Source organism: Paucibacter sp. DJ2R-2, assembly GCF_025717675.1.
Lineage (GTDB): Bacteria > Pseudomonadota > Gammaproteobacteria > Burkholderiales > Burkholderiaceae_C > Paucibacter_A.
Map to the genome: position 1 here is coordinate 92,376 of NZ_JAJIRT010000012.1, position 18,171 is coordinate 110,546.

At 65.8% G+C, this 18,171-nt stretch carries 14 protein-coding genes; 4 read left to right on the top strand and 10 right to left on the bottom strand.

Annotated elements, in window-relative coordinates:
• Nucleotides 1–104 precede the first annotated feature (104 nt).
• Nucleotides 105–845: a type 1 glutamine amidotransferase gene (locus tag LNV28_RS21970; protein WP_263520288.1), complete on the top strand. Its 741-nt coding sequence runs from the start codon at nt 105–107 to the stop codon at nt 843–845.
• Nucleotides 846–1,078: 233 nt separating this feature from the next.
• Here the strand turns inward: LNV28_RS21970 and kdpE are convergent, their stop codons facing one another.
• The 6 genes from kdpE to kdpF form a co-directional block, all read right to left on the bottom strand.
• The gene (kdpE, locus tag LNV28_RS21975; RefSeq protein ID WP_263520289.1) at nt 1,079–1,786 is read right to left on the bottom strand and encodes a two-component system response regulator KdpE; all 708 of its coding nucleotides are present in this window, start codon (nt 1,784–1,786) and stop codon (nt 1,079–1,081) included.
• A gap of 48 nt (nt 1,787–1,834) precedes the next feature.
• Nucleotides 1,835–4,570: a DUF4118 domain-containing protein gene (locus LNV28_RS21980; protein WP_263520290.1), complete on the bottom strand. Its 2,736-nt coding sequence runs from the start codon at nt 4,568–4,570 to the stop codon at nt 1,835–1,837.
• Nucleotides 4,571–4,642: 72 nt separating this feature from the next.
• The gene (gene kdpC / locus LNV28_RS21985; protein ID WP_411970009.1) at nt 4,643–5,224 is read right to left on the bottom strand and encodes a potassium-transporting ATPase subunit KdpC; all 582 of its coding nucleotides are present in this window, start codon (nt 5,222–5,224) and stop codon (nt 4,643–4,645) included.
• A gap of 27 nt (nt 5,225–5,251) precedes the next feature.
• Nucleotides 5,252–7,429 carry a potassium-transporting ATPase subunit KdpB gene (gene kdpB / locus LNV28_RS21990; RefSeq protein ID WP_263520291.1) on the bottom strand — a complete coding sequence of 726 codons (2,178 nt, stop codon included), beginning with the start codon at nt 7,427–7,429 and terminating at the stop codon, nt 5,252–5,254.
• 10 nt (nt 7,430–7,439) lie between these two features.
• Nucleotides 7,440–9,236, bottom strand: coding sequence for a potassium-transporting ATPase subunit KdpA (kdpA, locus tag LNV28_RS21995; protein WP_263520292.1), 1,797 nt, complete (start codon nt 9,234–9,236; stop codon nt 7,440–7,442).
• Between the two features lies 1 nt (nt 9,237).
• Complete coding sequence (gene kdpF, locus LNV28_RS22000) at nt 9,238–9,327, bottom strand: K(+)-transporting ATPase subunit F (protein ID WP_263520293.1); 90 nt, start codon at nt 9,325–9,327, stop codon at nt 9,238–9,240.
• 590 nt (nt 9,328–9,917) lie between these two features.
• On the opposite strand from kdpF, the gene LNV28_RS22005 reads away from it, so the two are divergent.
• Both LNV28_RS22005 and rbp read left to right on the top strand, forming a co-directional pair.
• Nucleotides 9,918–10,127: a hypothetical protein gene (locus LNV28_RS22005; protein ID WP_263520294.1), complete on the top strand. Its 210-nt coding sequence runs from the start codon at nt 9,918–9,920 to the stop codon at nt 10,125–10,127.
• Nucleotides 10,128–10,236: 109 nt separating this feature from the next.
• Entirely contained in the window at nt 10,237–10,587 is a 351-nt protein-coding gene (gene rbp, locus LNV28_RS22010) for an RNA-binding regulator (protein ID WP_263520295.1), read from the top strand.
• 164 nt (nt 10,588–10,751) lie between these two features.
• Here the strand turns inward: rbp and LNV28_RS22015 are convergent, their stop codons facing one another.
• From LNV28_RS22015 to LNV28_RS22030, 4 genes are read right to left on the bottom strand one after another with little or no spacing between them, the layout of a single operon-like run.
• Entirely contained in the window at nt 10,752–11,816 is a 1,065-nt protein-coding gene (locus LNV28_RS22015; protein WP_411970010.1) for a S49 family peptidase, read from the bottom strand.
• A gap of 57 nt (nt 11,817–11,873) precedes the next feature.
• Entirely contained in the window at nt 11,874–12,275 is a 402-nt protein-coding gene (locus tag LNV28_RS22020; RefSeq protein ID WP_263520296.1) for a Rieske (2Fe-2S) protein, read from the bottom strand.
• Nucleotides 12,276–12,295: 20 nt separating this feature from the next.
• The gene (locus LNV28_RS22025) at nt 12,296–12,958 is read right to left on the bottom strand and encodes an HAD family hydrolase (RefSeq protein WP_263520297.1); all 663 of its coding nucleotides are present in this window, start codon (nt 12,956–12,958) and stop codon (nt 12,296–12,298) included.
• Nucleotides 12,955–13,980: an RluA family pseudouridine synthase gene (locus LNV28_RS22030; protein WP_411970011.1), complete on the bottom strand. Its 1,026-nt coding sequence runs from the start codon at nt 13,978–13,980 to the stop codon at nt 12,955–12,957. The genes LNV28_RS22025 and LNV28_RS22030 overlap by 4 nt, the downstream gene beginning before the upstream one ends.
• 976 nt (nt 13,981–14,956) lie before the next feature.
• On the opposite strand from LNV28_RS22030, the gene LNV28_RS22035 reads away from it, so the two are divergent.
• Entirely contained in the window at nt 14,957–18,052 is a 3,096-nt protein-coding gene (locus LNV28_RS22035; RefSeq protein ID WP_263520298.1) for an Rne/Rng family ribonuclease, read from the top strand.
• Nucleotides 18,053–18,171: the final 119 nt, after the last annotated feature.

An 18,171-nucleotide genomic window follows, 5' to 3' on the forward strand; every position in this document is an offset into this window, starting at 1 on the left:
CGGCTTCTTGACAGAGCCACCCGCCAACTGGGCATGTTCTTGATGGCAGCCCTTCTAAATTGAAGGTCTCGCAAGCAAAGCTCAGCCCGCTGCCGACCCGGACCATGGACACGGTCGCCATCCTTCAGCACGAAGCCAGCCAAGGCCCCGGCTATCTGCTCAGTTATCTGCACAGCCAGGGCATCGCCTGCGAAGTCGTCCAGGCTGCACGGGGCCAGACCCTGCCCCGCTGGATCAGCGACTACAGCGGTTTGGTGGTGCTGGGCAGCAACCACAGCGTCAACGAGGAGCTGCCCTGGATCGCGGCCGAGCTGGAGCTGCTGCGTCAGGCCGTGGCGCTGGACGTGCCGGTGCTGGGCCACTGCTTCGGCGGCCAGCTGCTGGCCCGCGCCCTGGGCGCCCGGGTGCACCGCAATGCCTGGCCGAATATCGGCTGGAGCCGGCTATCGGTGACGCCCGCTGGTCGCGACCTCTTTGCCGGCCAGCGCCAGGCGACGATGTTCAACTGGCACCACGACACCTTCGAAATACCCAGCGGCGCGCAGCGCATCCTGTTCGGCAGCCACTGCCTGAACAAGCGCTTCGCCCTGGGCAAGCACCTGGGCCTGCAATCGCATCTGGAAGTGACCGAGGACAGCGTGCGCGCCTGGTGCCGCGAGTCACGTGACGAGATCACTCACAGCCTGGCCCTGGGCCACGGCCGCACCGTGCAGAGCGAGGACGAGATGCTGCGCGAACTGCCGGCTCGCACGGCGGAGCTGCACCGCTTGGCGCAGGGCGTCTACCGCCACTGGGTGCAAGGCCTGCGCCGGCCGCAGCAAGTGCATCTGCACGGCGGTTGGTAAGGCTGGGCTGGCTTCGAATCGGCTGAATCGAAACGTCCGCAGCCCAGCCCAGGCTCCTGTCGGCGCCCATCGCATACGAAAGAACAGGCACGCAGAGGCCGCAAAGTTACGCAGAGGACGCGGAGAGAGCCAAGGCTGCAGCAGTGAATTCTGCGCCCTCTGCGTCCCTCAGCGGCCTCTGCGTTCCAGATGCATTCGCGAACGCCGGGCTTGGCCAAGCCAAATGCAAACCCTCAGGCGACCAGCCTGTAACCCACGGCGGTTTCAGTCAGCAGGTACTGCGGCGCCGCCGGCACGGCCTCCAGCTTCTGGCGCAAATTGCCCATGTAAACGCGCAGGTAGTGATTGTCTTCGACATGGCTGGGGCCCCAGACCGCTTTGAGCATCTGGCGGTGCGTGAGCACCTTGCCGGCGTGCGCAATCAAATGGGTCAGCAGGCGGTATTCGAGCGGAGTCAGATGTACGGCCACGCCGGCGCGCAGCACGCGGCGCTGTGCCAGGTCCACCTCGACCTCGCCGAATCGAAACACGGTCTGGGCCGGTTCGCCGGCGTTGCCGCGTGCGGCCACCTGGCTGCGCCGCTGGGCCACCCGCACGCGTGCCATCAGCTCGCCGACGCCAAAGGGCTTGCTCAGATAGTCGTCCGCTCCAGCATCGAGCGCCGCAATCTTGTCGGCCTCGGCCGTGCGGGCCGAGAGCACGATCACCGGCACGCCCGACCAGGCACGCAGATCACGCAGGTAGTTGAGCCCGTCGTCATCGGGCAGGCCCAGATCAAGGATGACCAGATCGGGCCGGCGCGTGCCGGCATCGACCAGACCTTGGCGCACCGTGCTGGTCTCATGCACCTGCCAACCCTCGGACTCAAGGGCCAGGCGCACAAAGCGCCGGATGCTGGCCTCGTCTTCGACGATCAGGGCGACGGGATTGGGATCACTCATGGCGTTCAGTGGGACAGACAGATCGGGACGCGGTCATCGTCGGGGCATTCATTCCAGTGCTTCATCGAGGGGCAGTTCCGGCGGTTCGCCCAAAGGCAAGCTGATCACAAAGCAGGCACCGCCCTCGGGCCGATTCTCTGCGTGGATCTCGCCGCCATGGGCTTGCACGATGGCCCGGCAGATCGCCAGGCCCAGGCCCACACCGGGCGTGCTGCTCTCGCGCTCGCCACGGCTGAACTTGGCGAACAACTGCTCCTCGCGACCGGGCGGCAAACCCGGGCCGTTGTCCGAGACACGCAGCTTCAACTGGCCCGCCGCCGGCGCCAGTTCGGCCGAAATGCTCAAGGTGCTGCCGCTGGGCGTGTACTTGAGCGCGTTCTCGAGCAAATTGCCCAGCACCCGCTCCATCAGCGCGGCATCCAGATGCAGCAGGGGCAGGCCCGGCGGAATCTGCAGCTGCAGCTGATGGCTGGACAGGGCCGGCTGCAAGGATTGCAGCGCCGTGCCGACCACTTCCTCGATCGGCTGCCATTGCCGGTTCAGGCGCACCGCACCGCTTTGTAGGCGTGCCATATCGAGCAGGTTGTTGACCATGGCGCTGATGCGCTGGGCCTGCTGCTGCAGGGCGGCGCTGAGCTCGCGCGCCTGGGGCGGCAGCTCGGGCGTGCGGTCCAGGGTCTGGGCCAGGCCGTAGAGACCGGCCAGCGGCGTGCGCAGATCATGTGATAAGGCCGAGAGCAGGGAGTTGCGCAGACGCTCGCCCTCGATGTGCACCAAGGCCTCCTGCGCCACCTCCACATAATGCACACGCTCCAGGGCCTGGCCAATGATGCGGGCATAGGTCTCCAGCTGGGCGCGCAGCTCGGGCAACATCAGACTGCGGCTGCTTTTGGGCTTGAGGGCCAGCACGCCACGGGTGCGCATGGGCGCCTGCAGGGGCAAGTAAAACCAGGCGCTGCCGGCCAGGGTGTCGGTGCTCAGACCGGCGGCCTGGCCATGGTCCAAGGCCCAGCGGGCGGTGCCGGCGTCGGGCTGCTCACCGGCGGCCAAGCTGTCCTGACGGGGCGAGGGCCGCAGCGCGTCCTTGAGGTCCAGCACATAGAGCAAGGCCTCGCCATGAACCTCTTCGGCCAAGGCAGTCTCGGCCACCTGCAGCACTGCTTCGGTCTGCAGTGCACCGGCCAGATCGCTGGTCAACTCGAACAGCGAACGCGAGCGCGCCTCGCGCTCCGTCGACAGCTGGGCCTGGTAGCGCAGACCGGCGGTCAACTGGCCGATGATGAGGCCCACGGCCAACATGACGGCAAAGGTGAGCAGGTACTGCACATCGGAGACGGCAAAGCTGAGCCGGGGCTGGACAAAGAAGAAGTCGAACAGGCCAACGCTCACAAAGCTGGCCAGCACCGCCGGACCGCGACCTAGGCGCAGGGCCACCCCGACCACCGTCAGCAAGAACAGCATGACGATATTGGACTGGTCAAACGCCAGCTGCAGCGGCCAGCTGAGCAAGGCGGTTGCGGCACAGGCCAGTGCCGCCAGCCCATAGCGGCCGGCCAGACGCTGCCACTGCAGCTCGCGTTCCTCGTGTTCCTGAGCCAGTTGCTCGGACGCCTGGGTCCGGCGTGCCGGCTGCAGCGGCGCTGCGGCGACGGTGATCAGGTCCAGCTCAGGGCCCTCTTCGGCCAGGCGCTGTTGCCAGGGCAGAGAACCCAGCCAGCGGCGCCAAGCGGGTGCAGGCTGGCTGCGGCCCAGCACCAGCTTGGACAGATTGTGTTCGCGCGCATAGGCCAGCAAAGCCGGGGTCAGATCTTGCGCGTTAAGCACTGCGGTCTGCGCGCCCAACTCATGGGCCAGGCGCACCACACGCAGGATGCGATCGCGCTGCGCATCGGGCAGGCGGCGCAGCGCCGGCGTTTCCACATAGACCGCATGCCAGGAGACATTGAGCTGCTGGGCCAGCTGCGCCGCGCTGCGCAGCACGCTTTCGGCCGCCGGGCTGGGGCCAATGGCGCAGAGGATGGCGGCCTCGGTCTTCCAGACTTGGGCGACGCGCTGGTTGCTGCGCCAAGCCTGCACATCGTCCTCCACCCGGTCGGCGGTGCGGCGCAGGGCCAGCTCGCGCAAGGCCATCAAGTTGCCCTTGCGGAAGAAGTTCTGAGCGGCGCGCTGGGCTTGCGGGCCCATATAGACTTTTCCCGCTGCGAGCCGCGCGAGCAGTTCATCGGCCGGGGTGTCCACCATCACCACTTCATCGGCGCGGTCGAAGAAGGTGTCGGGCAAGGTCTCCTGCACCCGCACGCCGGTGATGCCGCCGACCACATCGTTGAGGCTCTCCAGGTGCTGGACATTCAGTGTCGAGTAGACATTGATGCCGCGCGACAGCAGCTCTTCCACATCCTGCCAGCGCTTGGGGTGGCGCGAGCCAGGCGCATTGGCATGGGCCAGCTCATCGACCAGCACCAAGGCCGGGCGGCGTTCCAGCACGCCGTCGAGGTCGAACTCCGGCAGCTTGCGGCCGCGGTACTCGAGCTCGCGCAGCGGCAGCACGGGCAGGCCGTCGAGCAAGGCCTGGGTCTCGCTGCGGCCATGGGTGACGACGACGCCGGCCAGCACATCGAGGCCATCCGCCTGCAGCTTGCGCGCCGCCTGCAGCATGGCAAAGGTCTTGCCGACGCCGGCCGAGGAGCCGAAGTAGATGCGCAGCCGGCCCCGCTGCTCCGCGCTCTCCTGCTCGCGGATCTGAGCCAGCAACTCATCGGGGTCGGGGCGCTTTTCAATGCTCATGGTCGAGATTCTCAGGCCAGGCCGAACAAACGCAGGACGAGAGCTGCAGTGCGGGCGCTCATGAACATCAGCTCAGACTCCATGCTCATCCAGCGCCAGATTGAGCTTGAGCACATGAACGCGCGGCTCGCCGAGCACCTGCAGGTCGCGCGACGCAGTGTTGGCCTCGATCAGGCGCAGCACCTCTTTCATAGGCAGTTGGCGCTCACGGGCGACACGCGGCGCCTGGTAGCGGGCGGCAGCCATGCTGATGTGCGGATCCAGGCCGCTGGCCGAGGCGGTGACGAGATCGGCCGGCACGGCCTGGTTGTTGCCCGGGTCGGCCGAACGCAGGGCAGCCACGCGAGCGGCCACGGCATCCGTCAGGACCGGGTTCAGCGGGCCCTGGTTGGAACCCGAGGAACTTCCGGCATTGTTGGCCATGGGCGCGGTGGCCGAGGGCCGGCCCCAGAAATACTGGGGCGAGCTGAAGTTCTGGCCGATCAGTTCGGAGCCGATGATGTCACCGTCCTTGTTGCGGAGCAGCGAACCGCTCGCCTCGGCCGGGAACAGCGGCTTGCTGAGGGCGGTGACGACCAAGGGGTAGATCAGACCGGTGACGGCGCTGAGCAGCACAAAGCTGACCAGGGCGGGACGAAGTTGCTTGAGCATCATGATGGGAGTCCTTCGCGTTTCTTCGAATCAGACCAGGCGCAGGCCGACCAGGATCAGGTCGATGGCCTTGATGCCGATGAAGGGCACGATCAGGCCGCCAAGGCCGTAGATCGCGAGATTGCGGCGCAGCAGCGCGGCCGCACCGATGGCGCGGTAGGGCACACCGCGCAGCGCCAGAGGAATCAGCGCGATGATGATCAGCGCGTTGAAGATCACCGCCGACAAGATGGCCGAGGACGGGCTGTGCAAGCCCATCACATTGAGCGCCGTCAGCTGCGGATAGACGCCCACAAACATGGCCGGGATGATGGCGAAGTACTTGGCCACATCGTTGGCGATGGAGAAGGTCGTCAGCGAGCCACGCGTCATCAAGAGCTGCTTACCGGTCTCGACGATCTCCAGCAGCTTGGTGGGGTTGGAATCCAGGTCCACCATATTGCCGGCTTCCTTGGCCGCCTGCGTGCCGGTGTTCATGGCCACGGCCACATCGGCTTGGGCCAGAGCGGGCGCATCGTTGGTGCCGTCACCGGTCATGGCCACCAGGCGGCCCTCACCCTGGTAGTCGCGAATCAGCTGCAGCTTGGCCTCGGGCGTGGCCTCGGCCAGGAAGTCATCCACACCGGCCTCGGCCGCGATGGCAGCCGCCGTCAGCTTGTTGTCGCCGGTGATCATCACCGTCTTGATGCCCATGCGGCGCAGCTCGGCGAAGCGTTCCTTGATGCCACCCTTGACGATGTCCTTGAGCTCGACAGCACCCAGGGCGCGAGCGCCTGTCATCGGCGCCGGGCCGCCCCAAGCCGATGACGCATCCCCGTGGGGGGTCGGCGCCGTACCCGGCGCCGGGGGGCTCCATTCCGCCACCACCAGCGGCGTGCTGCCGCGGCGGGCGATGTCGTCGATCGCAGCGCTCAGCTCCTTGGGGAAGCTGCCGCCCAGGCTCTCGACATAACGGCGAATCGCATCGCCGGCGCCCTTGCGGATCTGCCGGCCTCCGGCCAGGTCGACACCGCTCATGCGGGTCTGGGCCGTGAAGGGCACGAACTGGGCGTCCAGCGTGCTCATCTCGCGCTCACGCAGATTGAAGCGGGTCTTGGCCAGCACGACGATGCTGCGGCCTTCGGGCGTCTCATCGGCCAGCGAGGACAGCTGGGCGGCGTCGGCCAGCTGCTGCTCGCTGACACCGGGCGCCGGCACAAAGGCGCTGGCCTGGCGGTTGCCTAAGGTGATGGTGCCGGTCTTGTCCAGCATCAGCACGTCGACGTCACCGGCGGCTTCGACCGCACGGCCCGAGGTGGCGATCACATTGGCCTGCATCATGCGGCTCATGCCGGCCACGCCAATGGCGGAGAGCAGGCCGCCAATGGTGGTCGGGATCAGGCAGACCAGCAGAGCCACCAGGGCGGTGATGGACACGACCGTTCCAGCGCCGGCGGCAGAGACGCTGAACATCGAGAAGGGCAGCAGGGTCACGGTGACCACCAGAAAGACCAGGGTCAGTGCCACCAGCAGAATCGTCAGCGCGATCTCATTGGGCGTCTTCTGGCGGCGCGCGCCTTCGACCATGGAGATCATGCGGTCCAGGAAGGACTCGCCCGGGTTGACCGAGATGCGCACCACCAGCCAGTCCGAGAGCACGCGGGTGCCGCCGGTGACGGAGGAGAAGTCGCCGCCCGACTCACGGATCACTGGTGCCGACTCGCCGGTGATGGCGCTCTCGTCCACCGAGGCCACGCCTTCGATCACCTCGCCGTCCAGCGGGATCAGATCGCCGGCCTCGACCAACACCACATGATCGCGGCGCAGCTCATCGCTTTGCACCGGATGCCAGCTGGAGCCGTGAACAGGCTGGGTCAGTTTCTTCGCCCAGGTCTTGCTCTTGAGCCCGCGCAGCGAGGCTGCTTGTGCCTTGGAGCGGCCCTCGGCCATGGCTTCGGCGAAGTTGGCGAAGATGACGGTGAACCACAGCCACAGCGAAACGGCCAGGATGAAGCCCGAGCCTTCCGTGCCGGCTATCGTGGCATCGCCGAGGCTCATCAGCCACAGCGCCGTGGTCAGCAGCGAGCCGATGTAGACCACGAACATGACCGGATTGCGCCATTGCACGCGCGGGTCCAGCTTGACGAAGGACTGCGCGAGGGCCGGCTTGACCAGCTTGGAATCGAGCAGCGAAAACGAACTGCCTTGTTGATTGCTTTGGGTAGTCATTGCATGTCCCTCACAGCTTCCAGAGCACCAGGTGCTCGACGATGGGGCCGAGGGCCAGGGATGGAACGTAGTTGAGCAAGCCCACCAGGAGCACGGTGCCGATCAGCAGGCCGACAAACAGTGGGCCATGGGTGACCAGGGTGCCGCCGCTGACGGGGATGCGCTTTTTGGCGGCCAGGCTGCCGGCCAGGGCCAGCACGGGCACGATCACGCCAAAGCGGCCCAGCCACATCACGACACCGAGCAAGGTGTTGTAGAAGGGCGTGTTGGCGGACAGGCCGGCGAAGGCGCTGCCGTTGTTGTTGCCGGCCGAGGTCAGCGCATACAGGATTTCGGAGAAGCCATGAGCGCCCGGGTTGGCAATGCCGGCCCGGCCGGCATCGGCCAGCACGGCCACCGCCGTACCGACCAGCACCACCATGGGTGTGACGAGGATGGCAATGGACACCATCTTCATCTCATAGGCCTCGATCTTCTTGCCCAGGTACTCGGGCGTGCGGCCGATCATCAGGCCGGCGATGAAGACGGCCAGAATGGCAAACACCAGCATGCCGTACAGGCCCGTGCCCACGCCGCCGAACACCACCTCGCCCAGCTGCATCATCACCAGAGGCACGAGGCCGCCGATCGGCGTCATCGAGTCGTGCATGCTGTTGACGGCGCCGCAGGAGGCCGCTGTGGTGATGACGGCAAACAGGCTGCTGGCATTGATGCCGAAGCGAGCCTCCTTGCCTTCCATATTGCCGCCAGACTGCAGGGCGCTGGCGCTCTGGTCCACGCCCAGGGAAGTCAGCGCCGGGTTGCCGGACTGTTCAGCGCCGGTGGCAACGATGACGCCGGCGATGAAGAGCACGCTCATGGCCGCCAGGATCGCGACACCTTGGCGCGAATCGCCGACCATGCGACCAAAGCTGAAGCACAGAGCGGCCGGAATCAGGAAGATCGCCAGCATCTGCAACAGATTGGACAGCGGCGTCGGGTTCTCGAAGGGGTGGGCCGAGTTAGCGTTGAAGAAACCACCACCATTGGTACCCAGCATCTTGATGGCCAGCTGAGAGGCGACCGGGCCCATGGCCAGGGTCTGACTCTGGCTGCTGACGGTCTCGCTCAGCGGCTTGCCTTCGGCGTCGAGCAGGGGCTGGCCATCAGTGCCCAGCTTGGGCACCGAGTAACTCTGCACTTCCACGGTCTTGGCGTCCCGGTAGGCGTCAAAGTTCTGGATCACGCCCTGGCCGACCATGAAGACGGCCAGCAGCAGGGACAGCGGCAGCAGCACCCACAAGGTGATACGGGTCAGGTCGGCCCAGAAATTGCCCACCGTGCCGGCGAGCTTGCCTGAGAAACCGCGGATCAGCGCGAACACCACGGCAATGCCGGTGGCGGCCGAGACGAAGTTCTGCACCGTCAGCGCCAGCATCTGGGTCAGATAGCTCATGGTGGACTCGCCGCCATAGCCCTGCCAGTTGGTGTTGGTGACGAAGCTGATGGCGGTGTTGAAGGCCGAGTCCGGCGTGATGGCGCCGAAGGCTTGCGGGTTCAGCGGCAGCAGGTCCTGGAAACGCTGCAGGCCATAGACGGCCAGCACACCGATGAAGTTGAACAGCAGCAAGGCCAGCGCGTACTGCTTCCAGTGCATGCCGCTTTGCGCGTCGACACCGGCCAGGCGGTAGAAGGGGCGCTCGCAGAACTGCATCCAGCGCGGCAGTTGGCCGCCGGCCACCGCCGTCAGCCAGCGCGACAGCGGCCAGGCCGCGAGCAGCAGCAAGCCCATGAACAGGGCCAGATTGATCCAAGCCAAGGCATCCATGTCAGAACTCCTCGGCACGCAGCAAGGCGTACAGCAGGTAGGCGAACAGGCCGGCCGCAGCCAGACCACTGAGCCAGTACAAGGCGCTCATGACTTGTCACCTGCCAGCTTGTGGCTGGCCAAGGCCAGACCCACGGCCAGGCCGAACAGCGCCAGACTCAAACCCAGAAAAAACCCGTCCATTGCATTCAACTCACTGGAATGTTGCGATGCAGCAAGCTTAAAAACGGGCGCCTCAGGCCGGCGTAGAAGCTGGGGGGATGGGTATCAAGAAGGTGTAAAGATCGCCGCTCACCGTGGGGAGGCTGGCGGCAGCACGGGCCCCTGATGGAGGCGGTGCTTTGCGCTCGATGCGCCAGGCGGCAAGCGCAAGAGCAGATCAGGTCGTTCGCGAGGGTGTCTGAGGTCTCATTCGCCTCAGCTCGCATGGCAGCTCACTTTTAATACCAAAAATAATAAAGATCAGTAATTCTGTATTCGAATGGTATAAAGCGATGTGGGACATTCGTCCTGACGCCTGTCTCAGACGCCGGGAAACACCCACAGCGGTCGCGTGAAGCGACCTTGACACGCTTGCGGGGATAGCGATGACAGCGCATTCCTGTGAGTGACACGATGGTCACGCGGGCCACTCCAGCCTGCAGTTTTTGATTGAACCAGATTACAAATCACGCCATACCCATGGGCCAGTTCGTCGTCTCGCCCACGACACACCGAACCGACTGCGGCCGATTCCGAGCCTCTTTTTCGGTTCAGCGCACTCAAGACCAGGGCAAATCCAGCCCTGTGTATCGAGTCGACAAGACCTTTGCCTCGCGCGCAGGCGCACGGCTTTTTGCGGTCACCCAGGGCTGGCTGCAGGCCAGCATGAGTCACCCACCTGATTGCTGAGATCTGTCCCCCACAGATCTATCCACAAGCCACAGCCGCTGTGGACGCCACTTGTTCCCAGCCAGCACATCCTGACATCGCGTCACGATCCATTCAGAAAGACTCCACCATGAGCAGCAAAATCTACGTCGGCAACTTGCCCTATTCCGTCACCGACTCGAGCCTGAAAAGCAACTTTTCCGAGTTCGGAACCGTGTCCTCCGCCCGAGTCATGATGGACCGGGACACGGGCACCTCCAAAGGCTTCGGCTTCGTGGAGATGGCCTCTCCAGAGCTGGCCCAGGCCGCGATTTCGGCCTTGCACGGCATGAGCGTCGATGGCCGCTCGATTGTGGTGACTCTGGCGCGCCCGCGCGAAGACAAGGACAAGGCCGGCGACTACAGCGCGGCCGGGTACAAAGCAAGCAAACGCGCCGATGTCGGCTATGGCACCGGTGGTTTTGGCGGCGGTCGCTACTGATTCAAGCGCAAGCCCAAGAAAAGCCGGCTCCCTTGGAGCCGGCTTTTCTTTGCGTGTTCGCCCGGCTTGCGAAAGCAAAGTCCAGGACGGGTTCAGCAAGAAAAAGGGAGCCGATCTTCCCGGACCGGCTCCCCTTTTCATAAACCCAGAGCTACTGCCGCGAATCAGCGCATGCTCAAGCCGCCGCGGGCCGCCTTGACCACGCCCTCACCCATGGCTGCTCCGAAGCGCTTGGCCAAGCGTTCGGCCACGTTCTCGCGTGGCGTGTAGTCGATCACTTCCTCGGCCTTGACCACCTCGCGGGCGACATAGTCGAGATTGCCGAATTCATCGGCCAGGCCCATCTTGACCGCCTGCTCGCCGTTCCAGAACAAGCCCGAGAACATCTCCGGGGTTTCCTTCAGACGTTTGCCCCGGCCTTCGCGCACCACGGCAATGAACTGCTGGTGAATCTGGTTCAGCATGGTCTGGGCGTAGGCCTGCTGCTTGGGCGAGACCGGGCTGTAGGGGTCCAGCATGCCCTTGTTCTCGCCCGCGGTCAGCAAGCGGCGCTCCACGCCGAGCTTGCCCATCAGACCGGTGAAGCCGAAGCCGTCCATCAGCACGCCAATAGAGCCCACGACCGAGGCCTTGTCGACATAGATTTCATCGGCCGCCGCAGCAATGTAGTAGGCGCCCGAAGCGCACATTTCCTCGACCACGGCAAACACCTTCTTGTCGTGCAGGACCTTCAGGCGCTGGATCTCGTCATAGATGATGCCGGCCTGAACCGGGCTGCCACCGGGCGAGTTGATGCGCAGCACCACGGCTTGCGAACCCGGATCCTCGAAGGCTTCTTTCAGGGCCGAAAGAATCAATTCCGCGCTGGCCTCGGTATCGGCTGCGATCTCGCCGCGCACCTCGACCAGGGCGGTGTGCGGTGCGTTGTTGCTGGGCCGGTGCAGATGCGGCGGGTAAAAGAACAGCCAGGCCGCGAATGCCAGCAGAAGCAGCCAGAACATGCGGAAGAACAAGCGCCAGCGGCGCTCGCTGCGGCGGTCACGCAGGTACTCGCGAGCGAATTCAAGCAACACGGGCTCGTAGGCAGAGGCCCCAGGCATGGCGGCAGTGCCTGCCGTGGCCGAGTTTGCAGCGGCACCAGGTGCCGACGAGGGCGCTGCAGACACAGGCTGCACGCCTTCGATCAGCGGGTCCGCAATCGGCTGCGGCAGTTCATCGTGGCTACTCATGGGATCTCGCAAACAGGGTCGTTCGTTCTCAAAGCTCGGGGGCCGGGCCGCTCGTGTTCAGTCGGGCTGGGTGTCATCAAACACGGGTCGGGTATCGCGGGAAGGATACCAATACACCTGACCCTCGAGCTCCTTGACCTCAATCTTGGTCAGGCCGCTGCGACCGCACATGCCGGTCACGCAACGGCCGCTCAAGGGGTCATAGACCGCGCCATGGATGGAGCACATGATGTATTGCTTGTCGCCGTCCAGAAACTCGCCCTCCTGCCAGTCCATCTCGGTGGGCACATGGGCACAACGGTTCAGGTACGCCACCACCTGGCCCTCGAAACGCAGGGCAAAGGCGCGCGCCGGCTGCCGGTACTGCAGCACATCAAAGGTGTGAGCGCGGCCGCGCTCCTGCAGCTCGTCGGAGCTGCACAGCGCTTGCGCAGGCATCGGGGTCTTCGGGTCGTTCATATCAGGCCCATGCTTTCAATTCAGGCGTTTGCAAGCAGCCACTGCTGCAAATCGGCCACGTCGTGAGCGATATGCAGGGGCTTGAACTCGGCAAAACTGTGGTGATCATGCGCGCCGTAGCTGACGCCCACACTGGCACAGCCGGCGTTCAACGCCAGCTGCAGATCGTGGCTGGTGTCGCCGACCATCAAGGTGCGCTCGGGCTCAGCCCCAAATTCACGCATCAACTCCAGCAGCATTTGCGGGTGCGGCTTGCCTTGGGTCTGGTCGGCCGTGCGGCTGCCGTCAAACACCCGGTCCAAGCCTACGGCTTGCAAGGCTTCGTCCAAGCCACGCCGGCTCTTGCCGGTGGCGACCGTCAGCCAGTGATGGCGGGCCTTGAGGGCAGCCAGCATCTCGACCACGCCAGCAAACAGAATCACCTCATGCTGGGCTGCCAGGTAATGGTGACGAAAGCGCTCGCCCATCTCGGCAAAGCGAGCCTCGGGCAACGCCGGCACGGCGTGGGCCATGGCGGCTTGCAAGCCCATGCCGATCACATAGCTGGCCTGCGCATCGCTGGGCCGCGGCAGGCCCAAGTCCACTGCTGCGCTCTGGATGCTTCGCGTGATCAGCGCTGTGGAATCGAACAAGGTGCCGTCCCAGTCAAAAGCGATCAAATCGAAACGCTGAGGACGGCTCATTTTGTGCCCTTGCTCGGCTGCAGGGCCGCGACCAGACGCTGGCATTCCTCGGGCAGCGGCGCCAGCAGTTCGATCTCCTCGCCCTCGCGCGCCGGGTGCACAAAGCGCAGGCGCTGGGCATGAAGGAACATGCGCTCGAAGCGGTGCTCGCCGCGCGCCAGGGCACGGTTGGCTTCGAAATCGCCGTACTTGGGGTCGCCCACGATGGCGTGGCCGCCATGAGCCAAGTGCACACGGATCTGGTGCGTGCGCCCGGTCTTGATGGTCACGTCCAACAGGCTGTAGCCATTCAAGGCCTGCGCCACCTTGACCAGGCTGATCGAACGTTTGGCCTGCTCGGCCTGAGGATCATGCGAATTCGTCACCGCCCTCACCCAGCGCTCGCCGTCGCTGCCGACGAACTTGAGCAGCGGCACATCGATCACCTTCAAATTGGCCGGCCAGACCCCAGCCACCAGGGCGGCGTAGGTCTTGCCGGTTTCGCGTTCGCGGAACTGGTCCTGCAGCGCAACCAGGGCGCTGCGCTTCTTGGCGATCAGCAGCAGTCCCGAGGTTTCCCGGTCCAGGCGATGCACCAGCTCCAGGAACTTCGCCTGCGGCCGAGCTTGGCGCAACTGCTCGATGACACCGAAGCTGACGCCGGAGCCGCCGTGCACGGCCACACCGGCCGGCTTGTTGATGGCCAGGAGGTGATCGTCCTCGTAGACGACGGGGAACTCGCGCGCGGGCACAAATTCGCTGCTGCTTTGGGCTCGCTCGGGCAAACGAACCGGCGGAATGCGCACCTCGTCGCCCAGTTCCAGGCGCGTGTCAGCCTGCGCCCTACCCTTGTTGACCCGCACCTCGCCGGCGCGAATGACGCGGTAGACATGGGTCTTGGGCACGCCTTTGAGTTCGCGCAGCAAGAAGTTGTCCAAGCGCTGCCCTTCGGAGCCCTCGTCCACCAGGACGCGACGAACCTGGGCTGTGGCTGCCTCTGCGGGGGCCGAAGGCGCAGCTGGCACCGCGGCGGTTCGCGCCACCGGGCGACTCTTGGCCGGCGCAACAGGCACCCGCTCGCCCAGCAAAGGCCCTTTGTGGCGCCCGGGCCGGGCCGGCTGGCCGCTGGCCTTGGCCCCAGGCCGCCCCGCCGCCTTCGCAGGCGAACGGGCGCCCGATTTGGGGCCTGACTTCCGGGTTTCTGTGGCGGCCGGTGCTCTGGCTTTAGCCCTTATAATGTTGCTCACCACGTTACTGCCGTAAGTATTTGATTTTTCTGATTTTACCTGGGCTCAGGCCCACGCAGGATCGGTCAGGAATCAAGGCCAGACAAAGGTCATGCCGGCGGCAGCAAGGTGGCGATGGGGCTTGATGCCCGTCAAGCACGAAGCCTTGAACCCCATCAAACAACCGGTGATGCAACACAAACGCCCGGCGGCGGGCCCTGTCCCCAAGTGACACGGCGGCCACTGTGTGTGTGTGGCAGAGCGATGTAGAACGAACCACGCCGAATGCGCGCCATCCATGCCTTGTGCAAGGAGCTGCATTGGGTAGCAGACAAGGTATTCCACGGCGGTAGGCCGGTCGACCCATGGTCTGACCGCCTGCTGCCCGCGTCCAACAGTCCTCGCGGATGATTTCCCTCACTCCCCCCACCCCCCACCGCTTTGCATGCAGCCCCGGCCCCGCGCCGGTGAGGCTGGCGCGCCGCCGTGGCCGGGCCGCGCAGCACCCTCGGGCCTTTGCCGCCCGCGCTGCGCGTTCATGGGAGCGGGCCTCCGCGCCGCCTGTTGCGCCGCACGCGCCAACGCTGGCCAGCTGAGCGCCCACCCCTCCAGGTGGCGCAAACACTGACAGTCCAGGGCGATTCCTTCCTCGGTTCCTCCGCATTGCCCGTGCATCGATGAGTCGCCGCCCGGCCAGGGTCTTCAAGACCCCGGCTGTCGCAGCGACGTGATGTGTGTGCGCACGGGCCGTTCGGGCCAGAAACCCGACGACCGCGCGCGAGGAGTGATGTCAATGAAACGCATGCTGATCAATGCGACGCAGCCGGAAGAACGGCGCCTCGCCATCGTCGACGGCCAAAAGCTGCTCGACTTCGAGACCGAGATCGAAGGCCGCGAACAGCGCAAGGGCAATATCTACAAAGCGGTCGTGACCCGCGTCGAGCCTTCGCTCGAGGCTTGCTTTGTCGACTACGGCGAAGACCGCCACGGTTTCCTGCCCTTCAAGGAAATCGCCCGCCAGTATTTCCGTGAAGGCGTGGACGTGCGCTCGGCGCGCATCCAGGACTGCATCAAGGAAGGCCAGGAACTGCTGGTCCAGGTCGAAAAGGAAGAGCGCGGCAACAAGGGCGCTGCCCTGACCACCTTCGTCTCGCTGGCCGGCCGCTACCTGGTGCTGATGCCCAACAACCCGCGCGGTGGTGGCGTGAGCCGCCGCATCGAGGGCGAAGACCGCGAAGAGCTGAAGGAAAACCTCGACCAGCTCGAGTACCCCAAGGGCATGAGCCTGATCGCCCGCACCGCCGGCATCGGCCGCTCCGCCGCCGAGCTGCAGTGGGACCTGAACTACATGCTCAAGCTCTGGACCGCCATCGACGATGCGGCCAAGGGTGGCAAGGGCGCCTACCTGATCTACCAGGAATCCAGCCTGGTGATCCGCGCGATCCGCGACTACTTCACCGCCGATGTCGGTGAAATCCTGATCGACACCGACGACCTGTTCGAACAGGCCCACCAGTTCATGAACCACGTGATGCCCGACCAGGGCCATCGCGTGAAGCGCTACCGTGACGACGCGCCGCTGTTCAGCCGTTTCCAGATCGAACACCAGATCGAAACCGCCCACAGCCGCACGGTCAATCTGCCCTCGGGCGGCGCCATCGTGATCGACCACACCGAAGCGCTGGTGTCGGTGGACGTCAACTCGGCCCGCTCGACCCGCGGCGGCGACATCGAAGAGACCGCCACCCGCACCAACCTCGAAGCCGCCGATGAAATCGCGCGCCAGATGCGTCTGCGCGACCTGGGCGGCCTGATCGTGGTCGACTTCATCGACATGGAAGAGTCGAAGAACCGCCGCGAAGTCGAGCAGCGCCTGCGTGACGCCCTGCGCAATGACCGCGCCCGCGTGCAGTTCGCCTCCATCAGCAAGTTCGGCCTGCTGGAAATGAGCCGCCAGCGCCTGCGCCCGGCACTCAGCGAAGGCAACCACATCACCTGCCCGCGCTGCAATGGCACCGGCCACATCCGTGACACCGAGTCCTCGGCGCTGCAGATCCTGCGCATGGTCCAGGAAGAGGCGATGAAGGACAACACCGCCGCCGTGCACGTGCAAGTGCCGGTGGAAGTGACCTCCTTCCTGCTGAACGAGAAGCGCACCGAGATCACCAAGATCGAACTGAAGCAGCGCGTCACCGTGCTGCTGGTGCCCAACAAGCACCTCGACACGCCCAACTACAAGCTGGAACGCCTGCGCCACGACGACCCGCGTCTGGAGAACCTGCAAGCCAGCTACACCATGATCGAGGAGCCGACCGACGAGGTGGGCATCACCCGTCGTGGAGACAGCGACAAGGGCCGCAGCAAGCAAGAGCCGGTGATCAAGGGCATCCTGCCCGAGCAACCCGCGCCCATGCCCACGGCACCGGCCCCCAAGGCCGAGCCGGCAGCACGCGCCGCATCGCCGGCCGCAGCACCGGTGGCCGCAGCCCCGGCCGCTGGCGGTGGCTTCTTCGGCTGGATCAAGAGCCTGTTCGGTGGCCCGGCGGAAGCCCCGGCAGCGGCCCCTGCCGCCGCCAAGCCGGCCGCGGGTTCCGCTGCTGGAGCAGGCGGTGAGCGCAAGCGTGAGGGCGGCCGCGAAGGTGGTCGTGAAGGTGGCCGTGACGGCGCCCGCGGTGGCCGTGGCAGCCGCGCCGAGCGCAGTGGTGAACGTGGTGGCGAACGTGGCGATCGCAACGGCAAGCGCGAAGGCGCCGGCCGCGGGGAAGCACGTGGAGAAGCACGTGGCGAGGGCCGGAACGAAGCCCGCACCGAAGGTCGCCCAGAGCGTGCCGAGCGCCCGGAACGCGCCCGTCGCCCGGAACGCGCCGAAGGTGGCGAAGCCCGCAGCGAGCGTCCGGAACGCGCCGAGCGCCCTGAGCGTAGTGCCGATCGTCCGGAGCGCAGCGAGCGCCCCGAAGGTGGCCGTCGCCCGCGCGGTGAACGTGGTGAGCCACGTGCCGATCGTGGCGATCGCAACGAACGCAGTGAGCGCAACGGCGAACAAGCCGCAGCCGCCCTGCCCACCAGCCTGAACGAGCAGCAGCAACAAGACTTCGTCGACACCCAGCCGGAAGGCGTGGCAGCGATCGGCCAGGTGCAAGGCGAGGCTTCGGCCGATGGCGAGCAAGGCCAGGGTAGCGAAGAGCGCCAAGGTCGCGGCCGTCGCCGCCGCCGTGGTGGTCGTGACCGTGAAGACGGTCGCAGCGTCGAAGCCGGTGACAACGCCGGCGCCGCCGAAGGCAGCAGCGAAGCCAAGGACAGCGCCAGCGACAACGCAGCCGAGGCCACTGGCACTGCACCGGCCGAAGGTGCCGAGCCCAATGAAGGTGGCGAAGGCCGCCGTCGCCGTGGCGGCCGTGACCGCGTCCGCCGTGAACGCCGCGATGACGCCGGCGAGGCAGGAAGCAGCATTAGCAACGAAGCCAGTGCCGAAGGCGCCGCAACTGAAGGCGTGAGCGAGGCCACAGCCGCGCCCACCGCCGTGGCGTCCGAAGCTCCGGCAGCGCCTGTGCAGCTGGATCTGGCCGCCGAGGCTGTTACCAGCGCGCCGGTTCCGGCAGCAGCACCCGCCGCAGCAGCTGCTACTGCGGTTGCCGCACCGGCAGCCGCTTTGCCCGCCTTCGAGCTGCCCATGGACGACCTGCAGGCGCTTGCCGCCTCCAGCGGTCTGCAATGGGTGAACTCGGATGCCGACAAGATCCGTGCCGTCCAGGAAGCCATCGCCGCCGAGCCGAAGCCGGTCCATGTGCCGCGTGAACGCGCGCCCGTGGTCAGCATCGACGAAGGCCCGCTGGTGCTGGTCGAGACCCGCAAGGACCTCTCGCAGTTCAAGCTGCCTTTCGAGCAGTAAGAAGCCGACTTGGGGCCGCCGGCCCCGGTCGGGCGCTCTCGCCCTTTGGAGGGCTGGGCAGACGCCCCAGCCCCACCGACAATGCCGCCTCGCTGCACCGCCAGCCAGGCGGCATTTTT

Excerpts from the sequence above, each read along its gene's own strand:
- kdpB (WP_263520291.1), bottom strand. The coding sequence starts at position 7,429 with ATGACTACCCAAAGCAATCAACAAGGCAGTTCGTTTTCGCTGCTCGAT.
- kdpF (WP_263520293.1), bottom strand. The coding sequence starts at position 9,327 with ATGAGCGCCTTGTACTGGCTCAGTGGTCTGGCTGCGGCCGGCCTGTTC.
- kdpC (WP_411970009.1), bottom strand. The coding sequence starts at position 5,224 with ATGATGCTCAAGCAACTTCGTCCCGCCCTGGTCAGCTTTGTGCTGCTC.
- rbp (WP_263520295.1), top strand. The coding sequence starts at position 10,237 with ATGAGCAGCAAAATCTACGTCGGCAACTTGCCCTATTCCGTCACCGAC.
- LNV28_RS21980 (WP_263520290.1), bottom strand. The coding sequence starts at position 4,570 with ATGAGCATTGAAAAGCGCCCCGACCCCGATGAGTTGCTGGCTCAGATC.
- LNV28_RS22005 (WP_263520294.1), top strand. The coding sequence starts at position 9,918 with ATGGGCCAGTTCGTCGTCTCGCCCACGACACACCGAACCGACTGCGGC.
- LNV28_RS22035 (WP_263520298.1), top strand. The coding sequence starts at position 14,957 with ATGAAACGCATGCTGATCAATGCGACGCAGCCGGAAGAACGGCGCCTC.
- LNV28_RS22025 (WP_263520297.1), bottom strand. The coding sequence starts at position 12,958 with ATGAGCCGTCCTCAGCGTTTCGATTTGATCGCTTTTGACTGGGACGGC.
- LNV28_RS21970 (WP_263520288.1), top strand. The coding sequence starts at position 105 with ATGGACACGGTCGCCATCCTTCAGCACGAAGCCAGCCAAGGCCCCGGC.
- LNV28_RS22015 (WP_411970010.1), bottom strand. The coding sequence starts at position 11,816 with ATGAGTAGCCACGATGAACTGCCGCAGCCGATTGCGGACCCGCTGATC.
- kdpE (WP_263520289.1), bottom strand. The coding sequence starts at position 1,786 with ATGAGTGATCCCAATCCCGTCGCCCTGATCGTCGAAGACGAGGCCAGC.
- LNV28_RS22020 (WP_263520296.1), bottom strand. The coding sequence starts at position 12,275 with ATGAACGACCCGAAGACCCCGATGCCTGCGCAAGCGCTGTGCAGCTCC.
- kdpA (WP_263520292.1), bottom strand. The coding sequence starts at position 9,236 with ATGGATGCCTTGGCTTGGATCAATCTGGCCCTGTTCATGGGCTTGCTG.